We start from the raw sequence: 14093 nt of genomic DNA, 5'->3' as shown, positions 1-14093 counted from the left end.
ATACAACAAAAAAAGGCTGTCCCACCAAGTCATCGACTCGAAGGGAAAGCCTTTTTTTCTACTTCCCATGCTGTGCCAGCCAGCCCAGCACATCATCTATTGTCTTCACCGGCACGACTTTCAGATCAGGCGCGCTGCTGCGAGCCTCTTCTTCTAACGCCGCCGGCACAAAAAATACGTCGGCGTCCGTGCGGCTGATCGCGTACGCCTTTTGCCTAATACCGCCGATAAGTCCAATGGAGCCATCCGCTTCAATTGTACCTGTACCGGCTACCTGAATGCCATGCGTAACGCCGCCGGGCGTCAACTGATCAATTAGCGCGAGCGTCAGCATCGCGCCATGCGATGGCCCTCCGATATGCGCCATGAACCGTTTGTAATCGATGCTTCGAGGGATGTCGAGAAGCAGCTCCGTTTGTACTGAAATACCGAATATCGGCCGTATTGGATCATCATCCGATGCCCTAGTGATAACATCCACTTCGACGGATTTACCGTCTCTTCGCAGCTTAACGGCAACCGTTTCGCCAGGTTTAACGGCATTTGCCATATAGGCCGTCATGTCAACAATCGAACGCACGGCTTGTCCGTTCAGACTATCAATAATATCGCCTGCCTGAAGCCGTTGATCAGCTGGACTGTCTTTCACGATGGCAATCACTCTGACACCATCCGCCGAGATGCCCTTCCCCACGCCTGCCTTCTGCATAGCAACCGCGGCAGCCACGCTATTAGCATCCGTCTTCATAAGGACGACCTGTGCATAGGATTCCGACAGCGGAGGCTCATCAGCTGGTATTTTCTCGAAGCTGTACAACGGCAGAAGCTTCGCATACAACCAATCTGCCGGCACGGCCGGCCTATCAAATACGAGCACGCCATTAATTGTGCCAACCTGCTTGCCGCCTTCTACATGCGCGTATCTATTCATATTCAGCGTCATGCCAGGATAAGTTACGCGATAGCCTGTAGGGCAGAGCAATACCACTAACAGCACAATCGTAATGAGCAAAGCTGCTGCCCCTCTCTTTGGCAACCACAGAACCGTTAAGCGCCTTCTCCTTGCGCTTGAAGTCCGCTCCTCCAATTGCAGCAGCTTTGCCGCACGCGCGCGCTCCAGCCCCTCGCTGAGCAGCATATCCGCAAAAACAAGAGGTGCCGCAGCACCTATAATAATGAGCAGTTGAAACAGCTTCTCCGGCGCAAACAGCACGAAGCTCGCCCCGATAATTCCTAATACGGCTATAAAAAGCCGCAATAGCTGCAATAAAACAAAAAAGCCCAGCTTCCTGCGCTGCTGCCACGCGCCTAACAAAGCGCCAAACGCCCAGCTGAGCGGAACGAGCGCAAGCAAGTTGAACAGCCGATCGATCATTTCGATCCACTGCATCCCACTTCCGGTTCTAAGCGGCGCCGGCAGCCAAATAAGCTCTGCCCCAACCAAGCAAGCTAGGGCAAGAGCGAGTCCAAATAAATAATAGCATGCTGGCTTCAGCATCTGTTCTTCCTCCTAAGCTTCCATTGACTAGCCTATGTCTCAGCCGTAAAACAAACAAAAGACCCGACGATCCGAATCGCGGGTCCTACTTCGTTTGCAAATATTGGCGCTCTTCCGATTCAATGCCCCTGTCTCTCAGCTCGCCCTTCTCTATATCTTGAATACGCTCAAGCCACTGCGAAGGGGGATGGTTCATACGGCGCGCATGATCGAGCAGTTGCGCATATTGACCGCAATTGTCATAGCCTCCGAGCTTGCGCACGACCTCGATATATTCGACGACAAGCACTCTTGCCTCTGCAGGCGTGTAGCCATATTCGGCTGCCAACGCCTCAACAATTCCACGCTCATACAAGCTTAACCTGACCTGCGTTTTCGCTTTCATGATAGATCCACCTGCTTCCCGTATAAATATGGTAGCCGACAAGCTTCAAATGAGCCTCCCACCGTTCGGAGCAAAAGACGACCTGATTGCCGAGCCGAAGCGAATCCAGCTTCGTGCCTTTGCGAGAAATCGTAATTTGTTCATAAAACCAATGCTCATCTTTATTTAATTGTACTGCTTTATGTACGATTTTTCCAGTGTCATTGTCCGCCATCGGACCTATTATAATGTCCGGATGGGATTCGCAAGGGTCGCTCCCTTTGACCGCCGCCTTACGGTGAGCATAGATGAAGGAAGCCCATGCCGGCGAATCGGACAAAAACAACAACGGCTCTACTCGCTCTGGCACCGACGTCAGCTCAACAACCAGCACGCATGGACGACCTCCATCCCATGACTCCTTTGCCGCCTTATGCGACCATTTGCGAGCCTGCGCTATCGATATCGTCGTATAGAAGCCCTCTCCAAAATCTTTGCCTGGCCGCCAATATGGCGAATTCAACAGCTTTTGACTAAACGATTGCACCGTATCGCTTGTCGTGCCGTGATATAACAGCTGCGGCGTCGTTATGTCCACCCTTGTACTCCTTTCGAATGGCAATAGCCTATATTTGCGCAAAGACCCTGCGATGAAAGCTATCGCAGAGTCTCGTTGTGTGTTCAGCCATATAGATCATGTTATTTTTTAATATACGGAAGGATCTTCTGGATCGCTTCATCCTCGGATGCCGCCTTTATATAACGGCCGTTAACAAATATGAATGCGTACCGGGCACAGGGCCCGCAGTAAGATTTGCAGCCGACACGCACTTCCGTGTCAGGCACCAGCTTTTGCAGCTTGGGAACAATTGATTTCATCTTCATGTGCTTGCATTTGTCGCAAACCATTATATCGTTAGCCATTATTCAACTTCCTATTTCAACCAGATTCGGATGATGCTTAGTGATCGCCGTGGTTGCCCTTAGTTGGATTCGTAACGGCAAAGCCTTCTTCAGGCACATAGAAATAATCGATGCGTACGCCGTCTAGAAAAGCGTTATCCTTCTCCAAAATAACGTCGATTCCTTTGTCAGTCGTGACGACAACATCTTTCTCCGTCGGTTCGTCGATGCCCATGCCGTAATGCGCATGATCACCGTGCGAGTGAGTAACGTACACGCGCAGCTTTTTACCTGCATTCTCAGGCTTGTCCAGCTCTTCTTGAATAACTTTTGCAGCGTTCTTGGAAATTTTGCAGTTCATCCTTTTTTCCAGCTCCTCTTATCGTTATGCCTTGAGGCAATGATCATAATTTCATATTATACTTGGTCTCCATTCTACGGGCAAACCATTCCGCCAGCAGCATCGTCACCGCAATATCATCTATTGGCAAAAAAGGCAGCGGCAGCACATCAGGCAATACCCAGTAAAGGAAAACAGGTATGGTAAAAATCAGCTTGTCCAGCAAGGAAACGTTCTTAGAACGAAGCAGTTGGAATATTCGAACAAACGTCCGCTGCCAATGGCGCAGCGACAGCATTTTACGCATCAGAAATCCCTCCTTCGCTGTTCTTTTCCGATTATTATAGCATAACCATGTCTTCCATACCTACTCCGCACCAACGCGGCCGATAGCCGCTAAAGACGAAGCGCCTCTAGCAGCAGCGGCTGCAGCTCAACATAGATGTTGTCAAAATTGCTTATCGGCAGCGGATTTTCGCCATAGCCCGCTTCTACCGTAAATCCCGGCCTGCGAAAATGTTGAATGAACCAGTCCTTATAGCCCGCATCGCTGCCCGTCAGCTTGACCGGCACATAGCCGCTAACCTGCCCTAGCCTTCGTGCAAGCTCCTCCGCCTCTGCCGGCTCGTAATCACGATAGTTCCAATAGATTTCCCGACCCTGCGTATGAAGCGCCACAACAGCATCAAATCCAATCGTTTGCGTAAAACGAGCCATCGCGATTGCCTCCGGCTCGCTTAGCGGAAACGGCCCAGGGTAGTCTCGCGGTCCAGGTCCTGCGATTCCTCTGCGCTTGCATTCCTCTTCCCAGAACGCAGGAAATTGATCATTTAGATCAACGCCCCTCACATTCGCTTTCCAGCCGTTAAACTGCTCGGAGCCTCCGTTCCATTCCATCAGCTGTCTATAAAATGGATGCGTCGGCATTGCGCCGTACTGCGCAAGCTCAACGCCATCGGGATTTACCATCGGGACTGCCCATAGCGTCACTTTCCTGCACAGATCCTCCACTTGCTGATTGCCGATCGGGTCGCCGGTACAATAGGCTGCGGACAAATCCGCGACAAATCGCATAAGCAGGGCAGAGGTTATCCATTCGTTCGCATGAAAGGAGCCATTCATATGAATAAGGCGCGGACCGTTTCCGCAGCGAAGCGCTAATATCGGCTTGCCCATCACGCTTTGTCCAATGACATGCGCCGACAAAAAAGGGTATTTGCCCGTCAGCTGCCTTACGCCCTCCGTTAAATCGAGATAGCTATAAGTTTGTAAGGAATATATCATGATCGCCTCCTGACGCATCAATTTATTCCTATCATGCTATGCGGCGAAGCACATGTCCTATGAAGCAAATGAAAAAAAGAAGCCGTGCCTTTGGCAGGCCCGGCTTCCGCTCTTCCATTTAACCGCGTATTATGCTTAGACGATATTTGGTATTTGCCAGACGACAGGCGTTAGCTCAATTTGCTCGCCAAGCCACTGCTGGGTAATCGATTGGAACATTTTCGTATCGCCGCTGCAAAAAAACTGATGGATCGGCACAATGCCGCCTCGAGACAGCTTGCTTTGGTTATGCAAAATCGTACTGATCTCTCGTGCAGTCTCGTCTGCTGAGCTGATCAGTTTAACGCTCTCACCCATTACCTCGGATATCGTCTCCGACAGAAATGGATAATGCGTGCAGCCGAGAATTAACGTATCCATCGGGTATCCGCGCAAATGGCCAATGGAGCTGCGCACCGTCTCATACGTTTCAAGCGAACGGAATTTTCCCTTTTCCACCAGCGGCACGAAGCTCGGACACGCCAAGCTGACCACCTGCACATGGGGAGACAGCTTGCGCAGTGCCTGTTCATATGCGCCGCTCTTGATCGTGCCTTCCGTGCCGATAACGCCGACGCAGTCCGTCACCGTCAGACCAATTGCCGCCCTAGCGCCAGGATTAATAACGCCTACAACGGGAATTGCCACTCTAGAGCGGATATCGTCAAGTCCTGCTGCGGTTGCTGTATTACATGCTATAACAATCATTTTCGGATTAAACTGTATAAGATAATCAACAATCTCTCTCGTAAAGCGGACGATCTCCTCAGTAGAACGTGGACCGTAAGGCGTCCGAGCCGTGTCTCCGAAGTAAAGGATTTTTTCGTGCGGTAGTTGGCGCATGACTTCTTTGGCAACGGTTAGGCCGCCTACGCCTGAATCTAGTATCGCAATCGGTTGCTGCACAAACACACCGCTTTCCTAAACAAAGTGTAATGAATCGAGACAGAATAGCATATGAAAACAGGCACAAAAACGTACCTACATCTTATCTTAAAATTGGACAAGGTTCAACGTAGATTCATGATGAAAAACACGGCAGCCGCTGCTCATCTATGGCCGAAAAGGCTGTAAAAAATGGGCTGTCCACCAGCTCTTTTTTCTTGTTGACAGCTTAAATGTCGTCGACGCTTGGAACTGGCGCTGGGTGTTTCACATCAACTTGCCTGTATGTATCCTTGCAACGATATTAATTGCAATTTCACTTAGCGGCAAGAAAGCAGAAGGCCCTTCATGGTTATTTTAGGCATCGGAATCGGTCTCGTTATGCCGCTTCTCACGCTCGTCCTGCGGGATCGCCTAAAGCGCCATATCTGCTTTAAGAAGGACCGCGAATGACTACGCAATGTAGCTTCGGGGTCTCTTTTTGTTCTAGCAGCTTGTTTCGGTAGCTAGATTTCGGGTACATACAATTAAAACCATTTCAAGCAGCGTAATCCCACTTATACATTCAAGGAGGAAATTTTGATGACAAAAAATCCACAATCGATTGGCCGCTTGCAAGGAAAAGTAGCACTCATTACGGGGGCTGGCTCCGGAATTGGCAAAGCAACCGCTTTGAAGTTCGCACAGGAAGGCGCGAGCTTAGCTCTCCTTGATGTCAAGGAAGCCGCAATGGAAGAGGTTTGCCTCAGCATCCGGAAGTATAACGTAGATTGCCTAGCGATCGAAGCCGACATCTCGGATGAAATTCAAATGGCGAACGCCTATCGGCAAGTACAAGAACATTATGACAAGCTGGATATCGTCTATGCCAATGCTGGCATTAACGGCGTTTTGACCCCGATCGAGCTTATGGATTTCGACGACTGGAATACGACGCTGCAAACTAATTTGAGCGGTACCTTCCTCACCGTTAAACATGCTATCCCTTTATTGAAGGATAAAGGCGGCAGCATATTAATTACGGCTTCCATAAACGGCAACCGCGTTTTTTCCAATATTGGCTTCAGCGCTTACAGCAGCACCAAGGCGGGACAGGTCGCGTTCGCCAAAATGGCAGCGCTGGAGCTTGCCAAGTATAAGATTCGCGTCAATGCGATATGCCCTGGCGCAATTGAGACGAATATCGAAGAAAACACCGAGCGGATGCCCGAGCTTGCGCGCGTAACGATTCCCGTTGAATATCCGCAAGGGAGCCAGCCGCTTGAGCACGGACCCGGAAGCGCAGACCAAGTAGCCAAGCTTGCTTTGTTCCTCGCTTCAGAGGAATCCAGACATATCTCAGGCACAGCTGTCTACATTGACGGTGCAGAATCATTGCTTCGCGGATAATGCTTATTTTTTGCTAGCCAAAATCATATATACAGGAGTGGGAGCCAATGTTCAAAGAATGCTTGCACCATTCGCCCGATCTCAAATGGGCTTATGCTTACGACCGCGATACCTATCATCTCAGGCTCCGCACCAAAAGAAACGATGTCGAAGAAGCTGTAGCGGTAACGGGTGACAAATACGACTGGGATAACTATCGTCTGGATGTTCAGATGGAGAAAATTGCGGCGGACCCTTTATTTGACTATTGGGAGGCGGTGGTTAAACCGAAGCAGCGGCGCTTTTCTTACGGGTTTCGCGTTCGCAGCGGCGAAGAGACGCTATGGCTTATCGAGAAAGGCATCTTTGAGGAGCAGCCTGCCCCAGCCGGCGGGTATTTTGATGTTCCATACATACATGCCATCGATCTGTTTGACGCGCCCGAATGGGCTAAGGACGCGATATTTTACCAGATCATGCCGGATCGCTTCGCTAACGGCGATACAAGCAATGATCCCGATGGCGTGCGCCCTTGGGGCGAGCAGCCAAGCGAAGAATCTCACTTTGGCGGCGATCTGCAAGGTATCATCGATAACCTTAGCCATCTAACGAATTTAGGCGTTAATGCAATTTATTTGACGCCTATTTTCACTGCTCCCTCCAATCACAAATACGATACGGTCGATTATATGCAAATCGATCCGCAGTTCGGGGATGCAGAGCTGGTTAAGCAGCTGGTGAAAGCATGCCATGACCTCGATATTCGTGTCGTGCTTGATGCCGTATTCAATCATGCCAGCGAGCAGTTTCCTCCTTTCCAGGATGTGCTGAAGCACGGCGAAAGCTCCAAGTACAAGGACTGGTTCCATCTGAACGGCTTCCCCGTAGAGGTCAAGGATGGCGCTGCCAATTACGCAACCTTCGGCTTTTATGGCAATATGCCCAAGCTGAATACGGCAAACCCCGAAGTAAAGCAATATTTGCTTGATATCGCTGTTTACTGGATGAAGGAAGCGGATATCGACGGCTGGAGGCTGGATGTAGCCAATGAAGTCGATCACGCCTTTTGGCGGGAATTCCGTACTGCTGTCAAAAAGGAGAAAGCCGACGCCTTCATAATCGGAGAAGTATGGGGCAATTCGCTCAATTGGCTGCGTGGGGATGAATTTGATTCCGCGATGAATTATCCGTTCACGAATTGCGTTTTGGACTTTTTCAGTTCGTCTGAGCGAAGAGCCTCGGATTTCGCCGATCAAATTAATCGGTTGCTCATGAGGTATCCTCAGCAAACCAATGAGGCTCTATTTAATCTTCTATCCAGCCATGATGTCACGCGTGCGGCAACTGTGCTTGGCGGCAACAAGCTGCGTTTAAAGCTTGCCGTCGTATTTATGTTCACTTCTATGGGTATTCCTTGCGTTTATTATGGCGATGAAGTCGGTTTGGATGGAGGGGACGATCCGGATTGCCGCAAATGCATGGAGTGGGACCAAGGCAAGCAGGACCGCGAGCTGTTTGACTTTTATCAGCTATTGATTGCGCTGCGCAAGCAGCATGCTGCCCTCCGCGACGGGCGGTTTCGCTTCCTTCATGCAGATAATGAAAAGGGAGCTTTGATTTTTGAGCGTTTGAATAATGAGCAGCATTTTACGCTGTGGATCAATAATACGGAGGACTCCCTAACGCTTGCGCATGTCATGGAAACAGACGATTGGCGTGATGCCTTTACAAATGATGAGGTTGCGACGATCGATAATCAGCTTCAACTCGAGCTCAAGCCGCTCGACTTTCGAATTTTATACCGGGACATTTAATTTTGTCGCTTCGGTTTCAAAGCTGCATCTATAAGGTTAATGGATCCTAATCGTTAACGGACGCTCGCAGCAATTACTCATAATGGATTGGGGGAAATTTATTTGAAAACACATACTGATTGCATTGCCATGTTATTAGCTGGCGGAGAAGGACGTCGCTTAGCTCCGCTTACGAGTCAGTCAGCCAAGCCTGTCATTCCTTTTGGCGATCGCTTTCGCATGATCGATTTCCCGCTGAATAACTGTGCAAATTCCAATATCTCGACAATTGGCGTCCTTACGCAATACTGCGCGGATACAGTCCATCAATATATAGCAAACGCTAAATATGAGTTTTCCGAAATTAACGCTTCCGGCGGTGTCACTCTACTTCCCTCCTCGCGCAAGTGCTTGGCAGGTTATGCAGGAACTGCTGACGCGATTTATCAAAACATGGATTATATCGACAAGCAAGCACCTGAGCATGTACTTATTCTCTCTGGTGACCATATTTATGAAATGGACTATACGCCTATGCTGGAATTTCATAAGAAGCAAAGGGCAGCAGCTACCATTGCCGTCAAGCAAGTGGCTTGGCGCGAAGCAAGCCGCTTCGGCATCCTTACAACCGATGAGCAAGCTCGCGTTTGCTCCTTTCAAGAGAAGCCTGAAGAACCGCAAAGCAACTTAGCATCCATGGGCATTTATTTGTTCCGATGGGCGGATTTAAAGAGGTACCTGCTGGAGGATGCCGCTAATCAAAGTTCCAGTCACGATTTTGGGAAGGATGTCATTCCGTCCATTCTCTCTTCTAAAGCTCATATGGCAGCATACACATACGACGGCTATTGGCGGGATGTCGGTACAATCGAAAGTCTATGGGAGGCAAACATGGACCTTTTGGATGGCGAGCTGCGTCTGGCTGCTAACGACAATCAAGTGCTGTCCGAAAGTCATTCAGCCGCCGATAAGAGCTATTTGAATCCCATTGCAACGATTACGGATTCCATTCTTCATCCGGCATCCACCGTGGAAGCGGAAGTGACCCGCTCCATCGTATGCGCTGGCGTGTCGATTGGGCTAAACAGCGAGATTTACGAAAGCATCATTATGCCTGGCACAACAATCGGTAGAAATGTCACCATTCATCGCGCCATTATCGGTGAAGGAGCCGTTATTCACGACGGAGCCTACATCGGCCGATTGAATGACGAAATATGTGTAGTTGGACCCGGTGAAGCGATTACCGCAGCGTCTCCATCCAGAAACGATTACAATATGGAGCCGCTCTCAACCCTTCTTCGTGCAGACCCCATACATCATCACACCAATATTGTTGGCTGACTCGCGACTATGCAACGAACAAAAAGGCAAGCTGCCGGAGCCTCAGCTCAGAGCAGTTTGCCTTTTTCTACAACCTTATCACGCATGCCTCGTCAACCTTTGCTTGATTAAAGCTCCTTCGATGCCGCCGCTTCCGTTCCTCCAGCTTCTACCGCTTCGATCGCGCTCGTTTCTTGCTTTTCCACCGCTTCTGATAGGTCAACAATAACTACGGAGTCAGCAATTGCTTCTGTCTCTTCTGTTCCTTTGGCGCGTGCTTTTACACTGCTGACGACATTGCTGGCCGCTTGCTTCGTTTTGTCAGCGATTTGAACCGCTTGATCCCCAATTTGCTTGGCAATGCGGCCAGTCGTATCGCTTACTTGACCAGCAACCTTCACTGTCGTATCGCTTACCTTCTGCGCTTGAACCGAAATATCCTGACGCAGCTCTTTGCCAGGTTTCGGCGCCAATAATAAAGCAGTAACAGAGCCTACGACACCTCCAGCTATTGCGCCAAGCAAAAATCCTTTTGATTGTTTTCGTGTTGACATTATAGTTGCTCCTTTCGTTGTTAGCGTGCTATTCGTCTTAAGCTATTGATCAGGGTTCCGATTCTGGTACGGGTTCAAGTCATCTGCAGAAGGCGCCGCTGCCTTTCGGCTAGTTTGCCACAGCTGCCAAGCCGCCATTCCTAGCTCAGCCCATTCAAGCGCATCACCGACCTGCCGCTTCGTCTCGTACCGCTTCGCATGCTGCTCAGCTGATTCCGACAATACGGACGTTACGCGCTCAACAGCCGATGTCGTATGCGTGATCGCTCCACCAACCTGCCCAGCAGCTTCGAACAGCTTGCTCGCCGATTCCAGTTGCCGATGAGCAGCTTTAATCGTTTCCTCTGCCGGCGTTACTAACCCGCTAAGCTCGAGCGAAAGCTTATGCAAATCCTGCTGCACCTTGTCAGCCGCTGCCTGCATCTGCCCAAGCCTGTTAAGCGCTGATCGTAATACCAATAGTATGCCTGCTACCAGAACAACAAATGCACCAGCTGCAATGGCCGCACTCCATGTTATGACCATGACCGTATCCCTCCTCCTTCATCAATCGCAGAGCCATACGTATGTGCCTCTATGTGCTTCTAGACGAACGCCCACTTGCGTAATGACAGTATAAGCAGCATGGGCTCGTCATGACACAACCGACATAAAAATCCTTTTTTGCCTAATCAAAAAGGCCGCCTCAGCAAATCTTCTACGATTTGCCAAGACAACCTTCAATTACCCTATCTATTCCGTTAACCGATGCGATAGCTGCACTTGCCGCCGCCCTTAGCCAAACATTCCGTTCGTTCTACGGGCACATCAAGCAATGATTTAAACAAAGCTAGCTCGCATCTGCATGCCTGCTGGTACTTCCCGGCAACCTGTGCGATTGGACAGTTATACTCGTAGAGCATATAGCTGCCGTCGCTCTTCGTCTCCACTTCTGCCATGTAGCCCCCGGCATTTTGGATGACAGCAAGCTCGCTGACCTTCTGCTCCAAGCTTTTGCCCGCCATACGCGGCTCGTAGCGATCAAGCAGCTTCTTCTTCCTGCCTTCAAACATCCGATCGATAAGCGCTGCAGTATCCGGGTCGTCCGCCAGCTCGTCAAGCAAATCCAAGGCGAGAACATGATAATTTTTTGGAAAAAGCTCGTCCGCTTCCGCCGTCAGCTCGTAAGCATGCAGCGGTCTGCCCATCGCTTGGCGCACAGCAACGATGCTTACGCTGCCTTCGCTCTCGAGCGCATACATATGCCGCCGAATCGCCATTTCTGTCAAACCCAGCTCGCTCGACAAGTCGCCGGCATTCAATCTGCCGTTAGTCTTAAGCAGCATCAATATTCTCTCGCGCGTCGAGCTGTCTCTTCGCGTTTCAACCGTCATGTCAGCTGTTCCTATTGCTCTTGTCCGCTTCAACCCTTCACCACCTTTGCAGGCTTGATAGCGTCATTGTAACGTATTTTGACTTTTTCGTAAATCAAGCATATTTTCCCTACAGCTCGCGTTCCAAGTAGCCCTCTACCGCTTCCTTGAAGGCAGGCATCAGCGTGGACAGCACCTCGGTAAGCGGATGAAGCTCCGTACGCTTCCAGACGTAATAATCCTGAACAAGCGGCTTGCGCAGCTTCACAAGCTCGGTAAGCGTCGCCTGCATATCCGCAGGAAAGGCGCCTGCTTCGCCTGTAATTTCGATGATGTCCTCATAGCTGCTTGCATCCCTTAAAATAAACCCATCGATCAGGAAGCTGCCGACATCCGTCACCGTTTCAATGGCTAGATGCAGCGCTCTCTCCTGCGCCAAGCCTTCAAGCACTGTACCCTGCCAATTAGCGGCTAGCGATTGCAGCGCTGAGGCAACCTCAGTTATCGAATTCAACCGTACGGCAATTTGTTCGCGATTCACATAATACATCAATCAGTCGCCCGCTTTCAGCCTTACTTCTTTTTTTTCGCCTTGCGTTTAAGCCATGCCACCATAATAATACTGCTAAAGATAATGACTAACAAATACGTCAGTATTTCATATACGTCTCTCATGTCGCTCATAAGCCTTTAACCTGCCTCTCAGCTCTCAAAATCAACGCTGACGGAAGCTTCGCGAACTTGCATCATATGCTCGATTACTTTTTTATGTACAGGGTGCACTTGGTAAATCTCCAATGCTTCCAACGATTCGAATTTGGTAACAAGCGCGATATCATAAGAGCGTTCCGAGTGTACAACGTCGATGCCTACCTCAATGTACTTAAGCACTTCAATCTTGCCTTCCATATCTCTAAGCACCTGTGCGGTACGTGCCACGCTCTCTTCGCTGCCATCCTTTAATTTAAAAAATACGATGTGAGTAATCATTTGTTGTTCCTCCTCTGAATTTGTCGCATGACTTTCGTCCTTTTGTCACATAATAACCTATGCAGTCGCATTACGGCAATCTTTAACGCGAAGGAGATCGGTACGTTATGCGCTATCCGGTAACAATTGTTGCTACCTTGATTGGGCTTGCTATTTGTTTGTTTAATTACACGGGTTACGACCCGCACAACATGGTTTTTTTCATGTTTAGCATACCTGCATGGGTTGTTGATTTATTTGTCGACGTGCATGAGGTAAGCGTCCTGCTTATGTACACCCTTACCGTCCTCACTTGGGCACTGCTTGGCTTTATCGCCGATGCGATCATTGCACGCGGCCGTGAAAGCGATCGTCATTCCCGTTCTGCACGATAACTATTGATTTCAACAAAAAGGAGCCTTTCGGCTCCTTTCGCATGTTTGCAATCCATCAATCGGTTTTGGCTTTAAGCAGCTTCAACAACTAATGTAGAATGCATCGTTGTATGTCCTTGGCCGCACGGAATGGAGCAGTAGATCTTGTAAGTGCCTGGTTCCGTAAATTCCAAGTCCGTTTCCGGGTGGTCATTATCAAGAGATACTTTAAGCTCGTCAATATTTATCCCGTGAATGCCGCTTTTATTGGATAGCTTAAGTCTAACTTTGTCTCCAACTTTAACTTTGTACTCCGGTTGGTCAAATACGAAATCATTGGATGCTACTACTTTCAACAAACTCATTCCCTCTGGCAGCGAGGCTGACTCGTCAACAGGCTTAGCGGGCAAGGCGAATGTGAGCAAATATAAGCCCAGCAACGACGCCGCTGCAAATAAAGTAAACATAATCCACTTATGCATTGCTATGTGCTCCCCTTTGCATTCATAATGTCTACCTCTTATATTACATAAGATCGTCCGATGTTCTCAACCTTAAACTACAGAAAGAGGAAAAGTTTTTTCGTTATTTTGACAAAACCATGAACAAATCCAAATTTAGCTGGACAAATACTGTTTTAAGACTCGCTCGGATTCCGCCTTCACAAAGCCCCACAGCATAAAAAACTTGTGATGGTAGCCCCTGCAAACATATTCGGCATGCAAGCCATCCGTTTCCCGCTTCTCCTCATACACTTTAATGCCCATCTCTCGAAACTGCCTGCGGATTGCAGCGAGCTCAAGCAGTACCCGATCCTGCATGCCGCGCAGCATAGAATCATAAAACCGCGGGAGCTTAATAGCAGAAGTGCCGATCACTCGTATATCATGATCCAAAATACGCATAACGATTCCAAGCAGTACGTAGCGCTTCACCAGCTCGAGCTCTTCCTCGGTCTGTATCGGCGGATGCGATGCCGTTCTGACTCTGCCGCGGGCCTCTTTCTCATTAGCGGCCATTGCCACCCCTCCAAATAAGAACATCTGT

Annotated in this window: 19 protein-coding genes; 4 read left to right on the top strand and 15 right to left on the bottom strand. The window is 49.4% G+C overall.

The features are described 5' to 3' along the window. Positions 1–58: 58 nt before the first annotated feature. The 8 genes from AC1TPC_RS21965 to racE all read right to left on the bottom strand — a co-directional run bounded on the left by AC1TPC_RS21965 (position 59) and on the right by racE (position 5334). The gene (locus AC1TPC_RS21965) at positions 59–1498 is read right to left on the bottom strand and encodes a PDZ domain-containing protein (RefSeq protein ID WP_482068942.1); all 1440 of its coding nucleotides are present in this window, start codon (positions 1496–1498) and stop codon (positions 59–61) included. Positions 1499–1583: 85 nt separating this feature from the next. After that, positions 1584–1883: a hypothetical protein gene (locus tag AC1TPC_RS21960; RefSeq protein WP_482068941.1), complete on the bottom strand. Its 300-nt coding sequence runs from the start codon at positions 1881–1883 to the stop codon at positions 1584–1586. Continuing rightward, the gene (locus AC1TPC_RS21955; RefSeq protein ID WP_482068940.1) at positions 1846–2460 is read right to left on the bottom strand and encodes a DUF3990 domain-containing protein; all 615 of its coding nucleotides are present in this window, start codon (positions 2458–2460) and stop codon (positions 1846–1848) included. The genes AC1TPC_RS21960 and AC1TPC_RS21955 overlap by 38 nt, the downstream gene beginning before the upstream one ends. Before the next feature lie 101 nt (positions 2461–2561). Next, positions 2562–2786, bottom strand: coding sequence for a YuzB family protein (locus AC1TPC_RS21950; protein ID WP_482068939.1), 225 nt, complete (start codon positions 2784–2786; stop codon positions 2562–2564). A gap of 37 nt (positions 2787–2823) precedes the next feature. Beyond that, complete coding sequence (locus AC1TPC_RS21945; protein WP_482068938.1) at positions 2824–3126, bottom strand: iron-sulfur cluster assembly accessory protein; 303 nt, start codon at positions 3124–3126, stop codon at positions 2824–2826. A 43-nt stretch (positions 3127–3169) separates the two neighbouring features. After that, positions 3170–3412, bottom strand: a complete 243-nt coding sequence (locus AC1TPC_RS21940; protein ID WP_482068937.1) for a hypothetical protein — start codon at positions 3410–3412, stop codon at positions 3170–3172. Positions 3413–3501: 89 nt separating this feature from the next. Further along, the gene (locus AC1TPC_RS21935; RefSeq protein ID WP_482068936.1) at positions 3502–4389 is read right to left on the bottom strand and encodes a M14 family metallopeptidase; all 888 of its coding nucleotides are present in this window, start codon (positions 4387–4389) and stop codon (positions 3502–3504) included. Positions 4390–4524: 135 nt separating this feature from the next. Continuing rightward, the gene (racE, locus tag AC1TPC_RS21930) at positions 4525–5334 is read right to left on the bottom strand and encodes a glutamate racemase (RefSeq protein ID WP_482068935.1); all 810 of its coding nucleotides are present in this window, start codon (positions 5332–5334) and stop codon (positions 4525–4527) included. 561 nt (positions 5335–5895) lie between these two features. On the opposite strand from racE, the gene AC1TPC_RS21925 reads away from it, so the two are divergent. The 3 genes from AC1TPC_RS21925 to AC1TPC_RS21915 all read left to right on the top strand — a co-directional run bounded on the left by AC1TPC_RS21925 (position 5896) and on the right by AC1TPC_RS21915 (position 9818). After that, positions 5896–6702 carry an SDR family oxidoreductase gene (locus AC1TPC_RS21925; protein WP_482068934.1) on the top strand — a complete coding sequence of 269 codons (807 nt, stop codon included), beginning with the start codon at positions 5896–5898 and terminating at the stop codon, positions 6700–6702. 47 nt (positions 6703–6749) lie between these two features. Next, positions 6750–8495, top strand: coding sequence for an alpha-glycosidase (locus tag AC1TPC_RS21920; RefSeq protein ID WP_482068933.1), 1746 nt, complete (start codon positions 6750–6752; stop codon positions 8493–8495). Positions 8496–8597: 102 nt separating this feature from the next. Then, positions 8598–9818, top strand: a complete 1221-nt coding sequence (locus AC1TPC_RS21915) for a sugar phosphate nucleotidyltransferase (protein ID WP_482068932.1) — start codon at positions 8598–8600, stop codon at positions 9816–9818. Between the two features lie 107 nt (positions 9819–9925). Here AC1TPC_RS21915 and AC1TPC_RS21910 read toward each other — a convergent pair whose 3' ends face one another. The 5 genes from AC1TPC_RS21910 to AC1TPC_RS21890 form a co-directional block, all read right to left on the bottom strand. Continuing rightward, entirely contained in the window at positions 9926–10351 is a 426-nt protein-coding gene (locus tag AC1TPC_RS21910) for a YtxH domain-containing protein (RefSeq protein WP_482068931.1), read from the bottom strand. A 42-nt stretch (positions 10352–10393) separates the two neighbouring features. Next, positions 10394–10876 carry a DUF948 domain-containing protein gene (locus AC1TPC_RS21905; RefSeq protein ID WP_482068930.1) on the bottom strand — a complete coding sequence of 161 codons (483 nt, stop codon included), beginning with the start codon at positions 10874–10876 and terminating at the stop codon, positions 10394–10396. 215 nt (positions 10877–11091) lie between these two features. Continuing rightward, complete coding sequence (locus tag AC1TPC_RS21900) at positions 11092–11724, bottom strand: helix-turn-helix transcriptional regulator (RefSeq protein WP_482068967.1); 633 nt, start codon at positions 11722–11724, stop codon at positions 11092–11094. A gap of 109 nt (positions 11725–11833) precedes the next feature. Then, a complete protein-coding gene (locus AC1TPC_RS21895) occupies positions 11834–12253 on the bottom strand; it encodes a DUF86 domain-containing protein (RefSeq protein ID WP_482068929.1) in 420 nt (139 codons plus the stop codon). Between the two features lie 152 nt (positions 12254–12405). After that, a complete protein-coding gene (locus AC1TPC_RS21890; protein WP_482068928.1) occupies positions 12406–12693 on the bottom strand; it encodes a Dabb family protein in 288 nt (95 codons plus the stop codon). 107 nt (positions 12694–12800) lie between these two features. Between AC1TPC_RS21890 and AC1TPC_RS21885 the strand changes: the two genes are divergently transcribed. After that, on the top strand, positions 12801–13067 hold the full coding sequence (locus AC1TPC_RS21885; RefSeq protein WP_482068927.1) for a hypothetical protein: 267 nt from the start codon (positions 12801–12803) through the stop codon (positions 13065–13067). 71 nt (positions 13068–13138) lie between these two features. Here AC1TPC_RS21885 and AC1TPC_RS21880 read toward each other — a convergent pair whose 3' ends face one another. Continuing rightward, positions 13139–13528, bottom strand: a complete 390-nt coding sequence (locus tag AC1TPC_RS21880; protein WP_482068926.1) for a cupredoxin domain-containing protein — start codon at positions 13526–13528, stop codon at positions 13139–13141. A gap of 135 nt (positions 13529–13663) precedes the next feature. After that, positions 13664–14065 (bottom strand): YhjD family protein, encoded by a 402-nt coding sequence (locus AC1TPC_RS21875; protein WP_482068925.1) that lies wholly within the window; start codon positions 14063–14065, stop codon positions 13664–13666. Positions 14066–14093: the final 28 nt, after the last annotated feature.

Source organism: Paenibacillus sp. Y280, from assembly GCF_056786335.1.
The sequence above is the reverse complement of the archived record's forward strand: the minus strand, read 5'-3'. Positions and strand labels throughout refer to the sequence as shown.

Excerpts from the sequence above, each read along its gene's own strand:
- AC1TPC_RS21920 (WP_482068933.1), top strand. The coding sequence starts at position 6,750 with ATGTTCAAAGAATGCTTGCACCATTCGCCCGATCTCAAATGGGCTTAT.
- AC1TPC_RS21950 (WP_482068939.1), bottom strand. The coding sequence starts at position 2,786 with ATGGCTAACGATATAATGGTTTGCGACAAATGCAAGCACATGAAGATG.
- AC1TPC_RS21935 (WP_482068936.1), bottom strand. The coding sequence starts at position 4,389 with ATGATATATTCCTTACAAACTTATAGCTATCTCGATTTAACGGAGGGC.
- AC1TPC_RS21960 (WP_482068941.1), bottom strand. The coding sequence starts at position 1,883 with ATGAAAGCGAAAACGCAGGTCAGGTTAAGCTTGTATGAGCGTGGAATT.
- AC1TPC_RS21900 (WP_482068967.1), bottom strand. The coding sequence starts at position 11,724 with ATGACGGTTGAAACGCGAAGAGACAGCTCGACGCGCGAGAGAATATTG.
- AC1TPC_RS21925 (WP_482068934.1), top strand. The coding sequence starts at position 5,896 with ATGACAAAAAATCCACAATCGATTGGCCGCTTGCAAGGAAAAGTAGCA.
- AC1TPC_RS21890 (WP_482068928.1), bottom strand. The coding sequence starts at position 12,693 with ATGATTACTCACATCGTATTTTTTAAATTAAAGGATGGCAGCGAAGAG.
- AC1TPC_RS21940 (WP_482068937.1), bottom strand. The coding sequence starts at position 3,412 with ATGCGTAAAATGCTGTCGCTGCGCCATTGGCAGCGGACGTTTGTTCGA.
- AC1TPC_RS21895 (WP_482068929.1), bottom strand. The coding sequence starts at position 12,253 with ATGTATTATGTGAATCGCGAACAAATTGCCGTACGGTTGAATTCGATA.
- AC1TPC_RS21965 (WP_482068942.1), bottom strand. The coding sequence starts at position 1,498 with ATGCTGAAGCCAGCATGCTATTATTTATTTGGACTCGCTCTTGCCCTA.
- AC1TPC_RS21910 (WP_482068931.1), bottom strand. The coding sequence starts at position 10,351 with ATGTCAACACGAAAACAATCAAAAGGATTTTTGCTTGGCGCAATAGCT.
- AC1TPC_RS21945 (WP_482068938.1), bottom strand. The coding sequence starts at position 3,126 with ATGAACTGCAAAATTTCCAAGAACGCTGCAAAAGTTATTCAAGAAGAG.
- AC1TPC_RS21875 (WP_482068925.1), bottom strand. The coding sequence starts at position 14,065 with ATGGCCGCTAATGAGAAAGAGGCCCGCGGCAGAGTCAGAACGGCATCG.
- AC1TPC_RS21905 (WP_482068930.1), bottom strand. The coding sequence starts at position 10,876 with ATGGTCATAACATGGAGTGCGGCCATTGCAGCTGGTGCATTTGTTGTT.
- AC1TPC_RS21880 (WP_482068926.1), bottom strand. The coding sequence starts at position 13,528 with ATGCATAAGTGGATTATGTTTACTTTATTTGCAGCGGCGTCGTTGCTG.
- AC1TPC_RS21885 (WP_482068927.1), top strand. The coding sequence starts at position 12,801 with ATGCGCTATCCGGTAACAATTGTTGCTACCTTGATTGGGCTTGCTATT.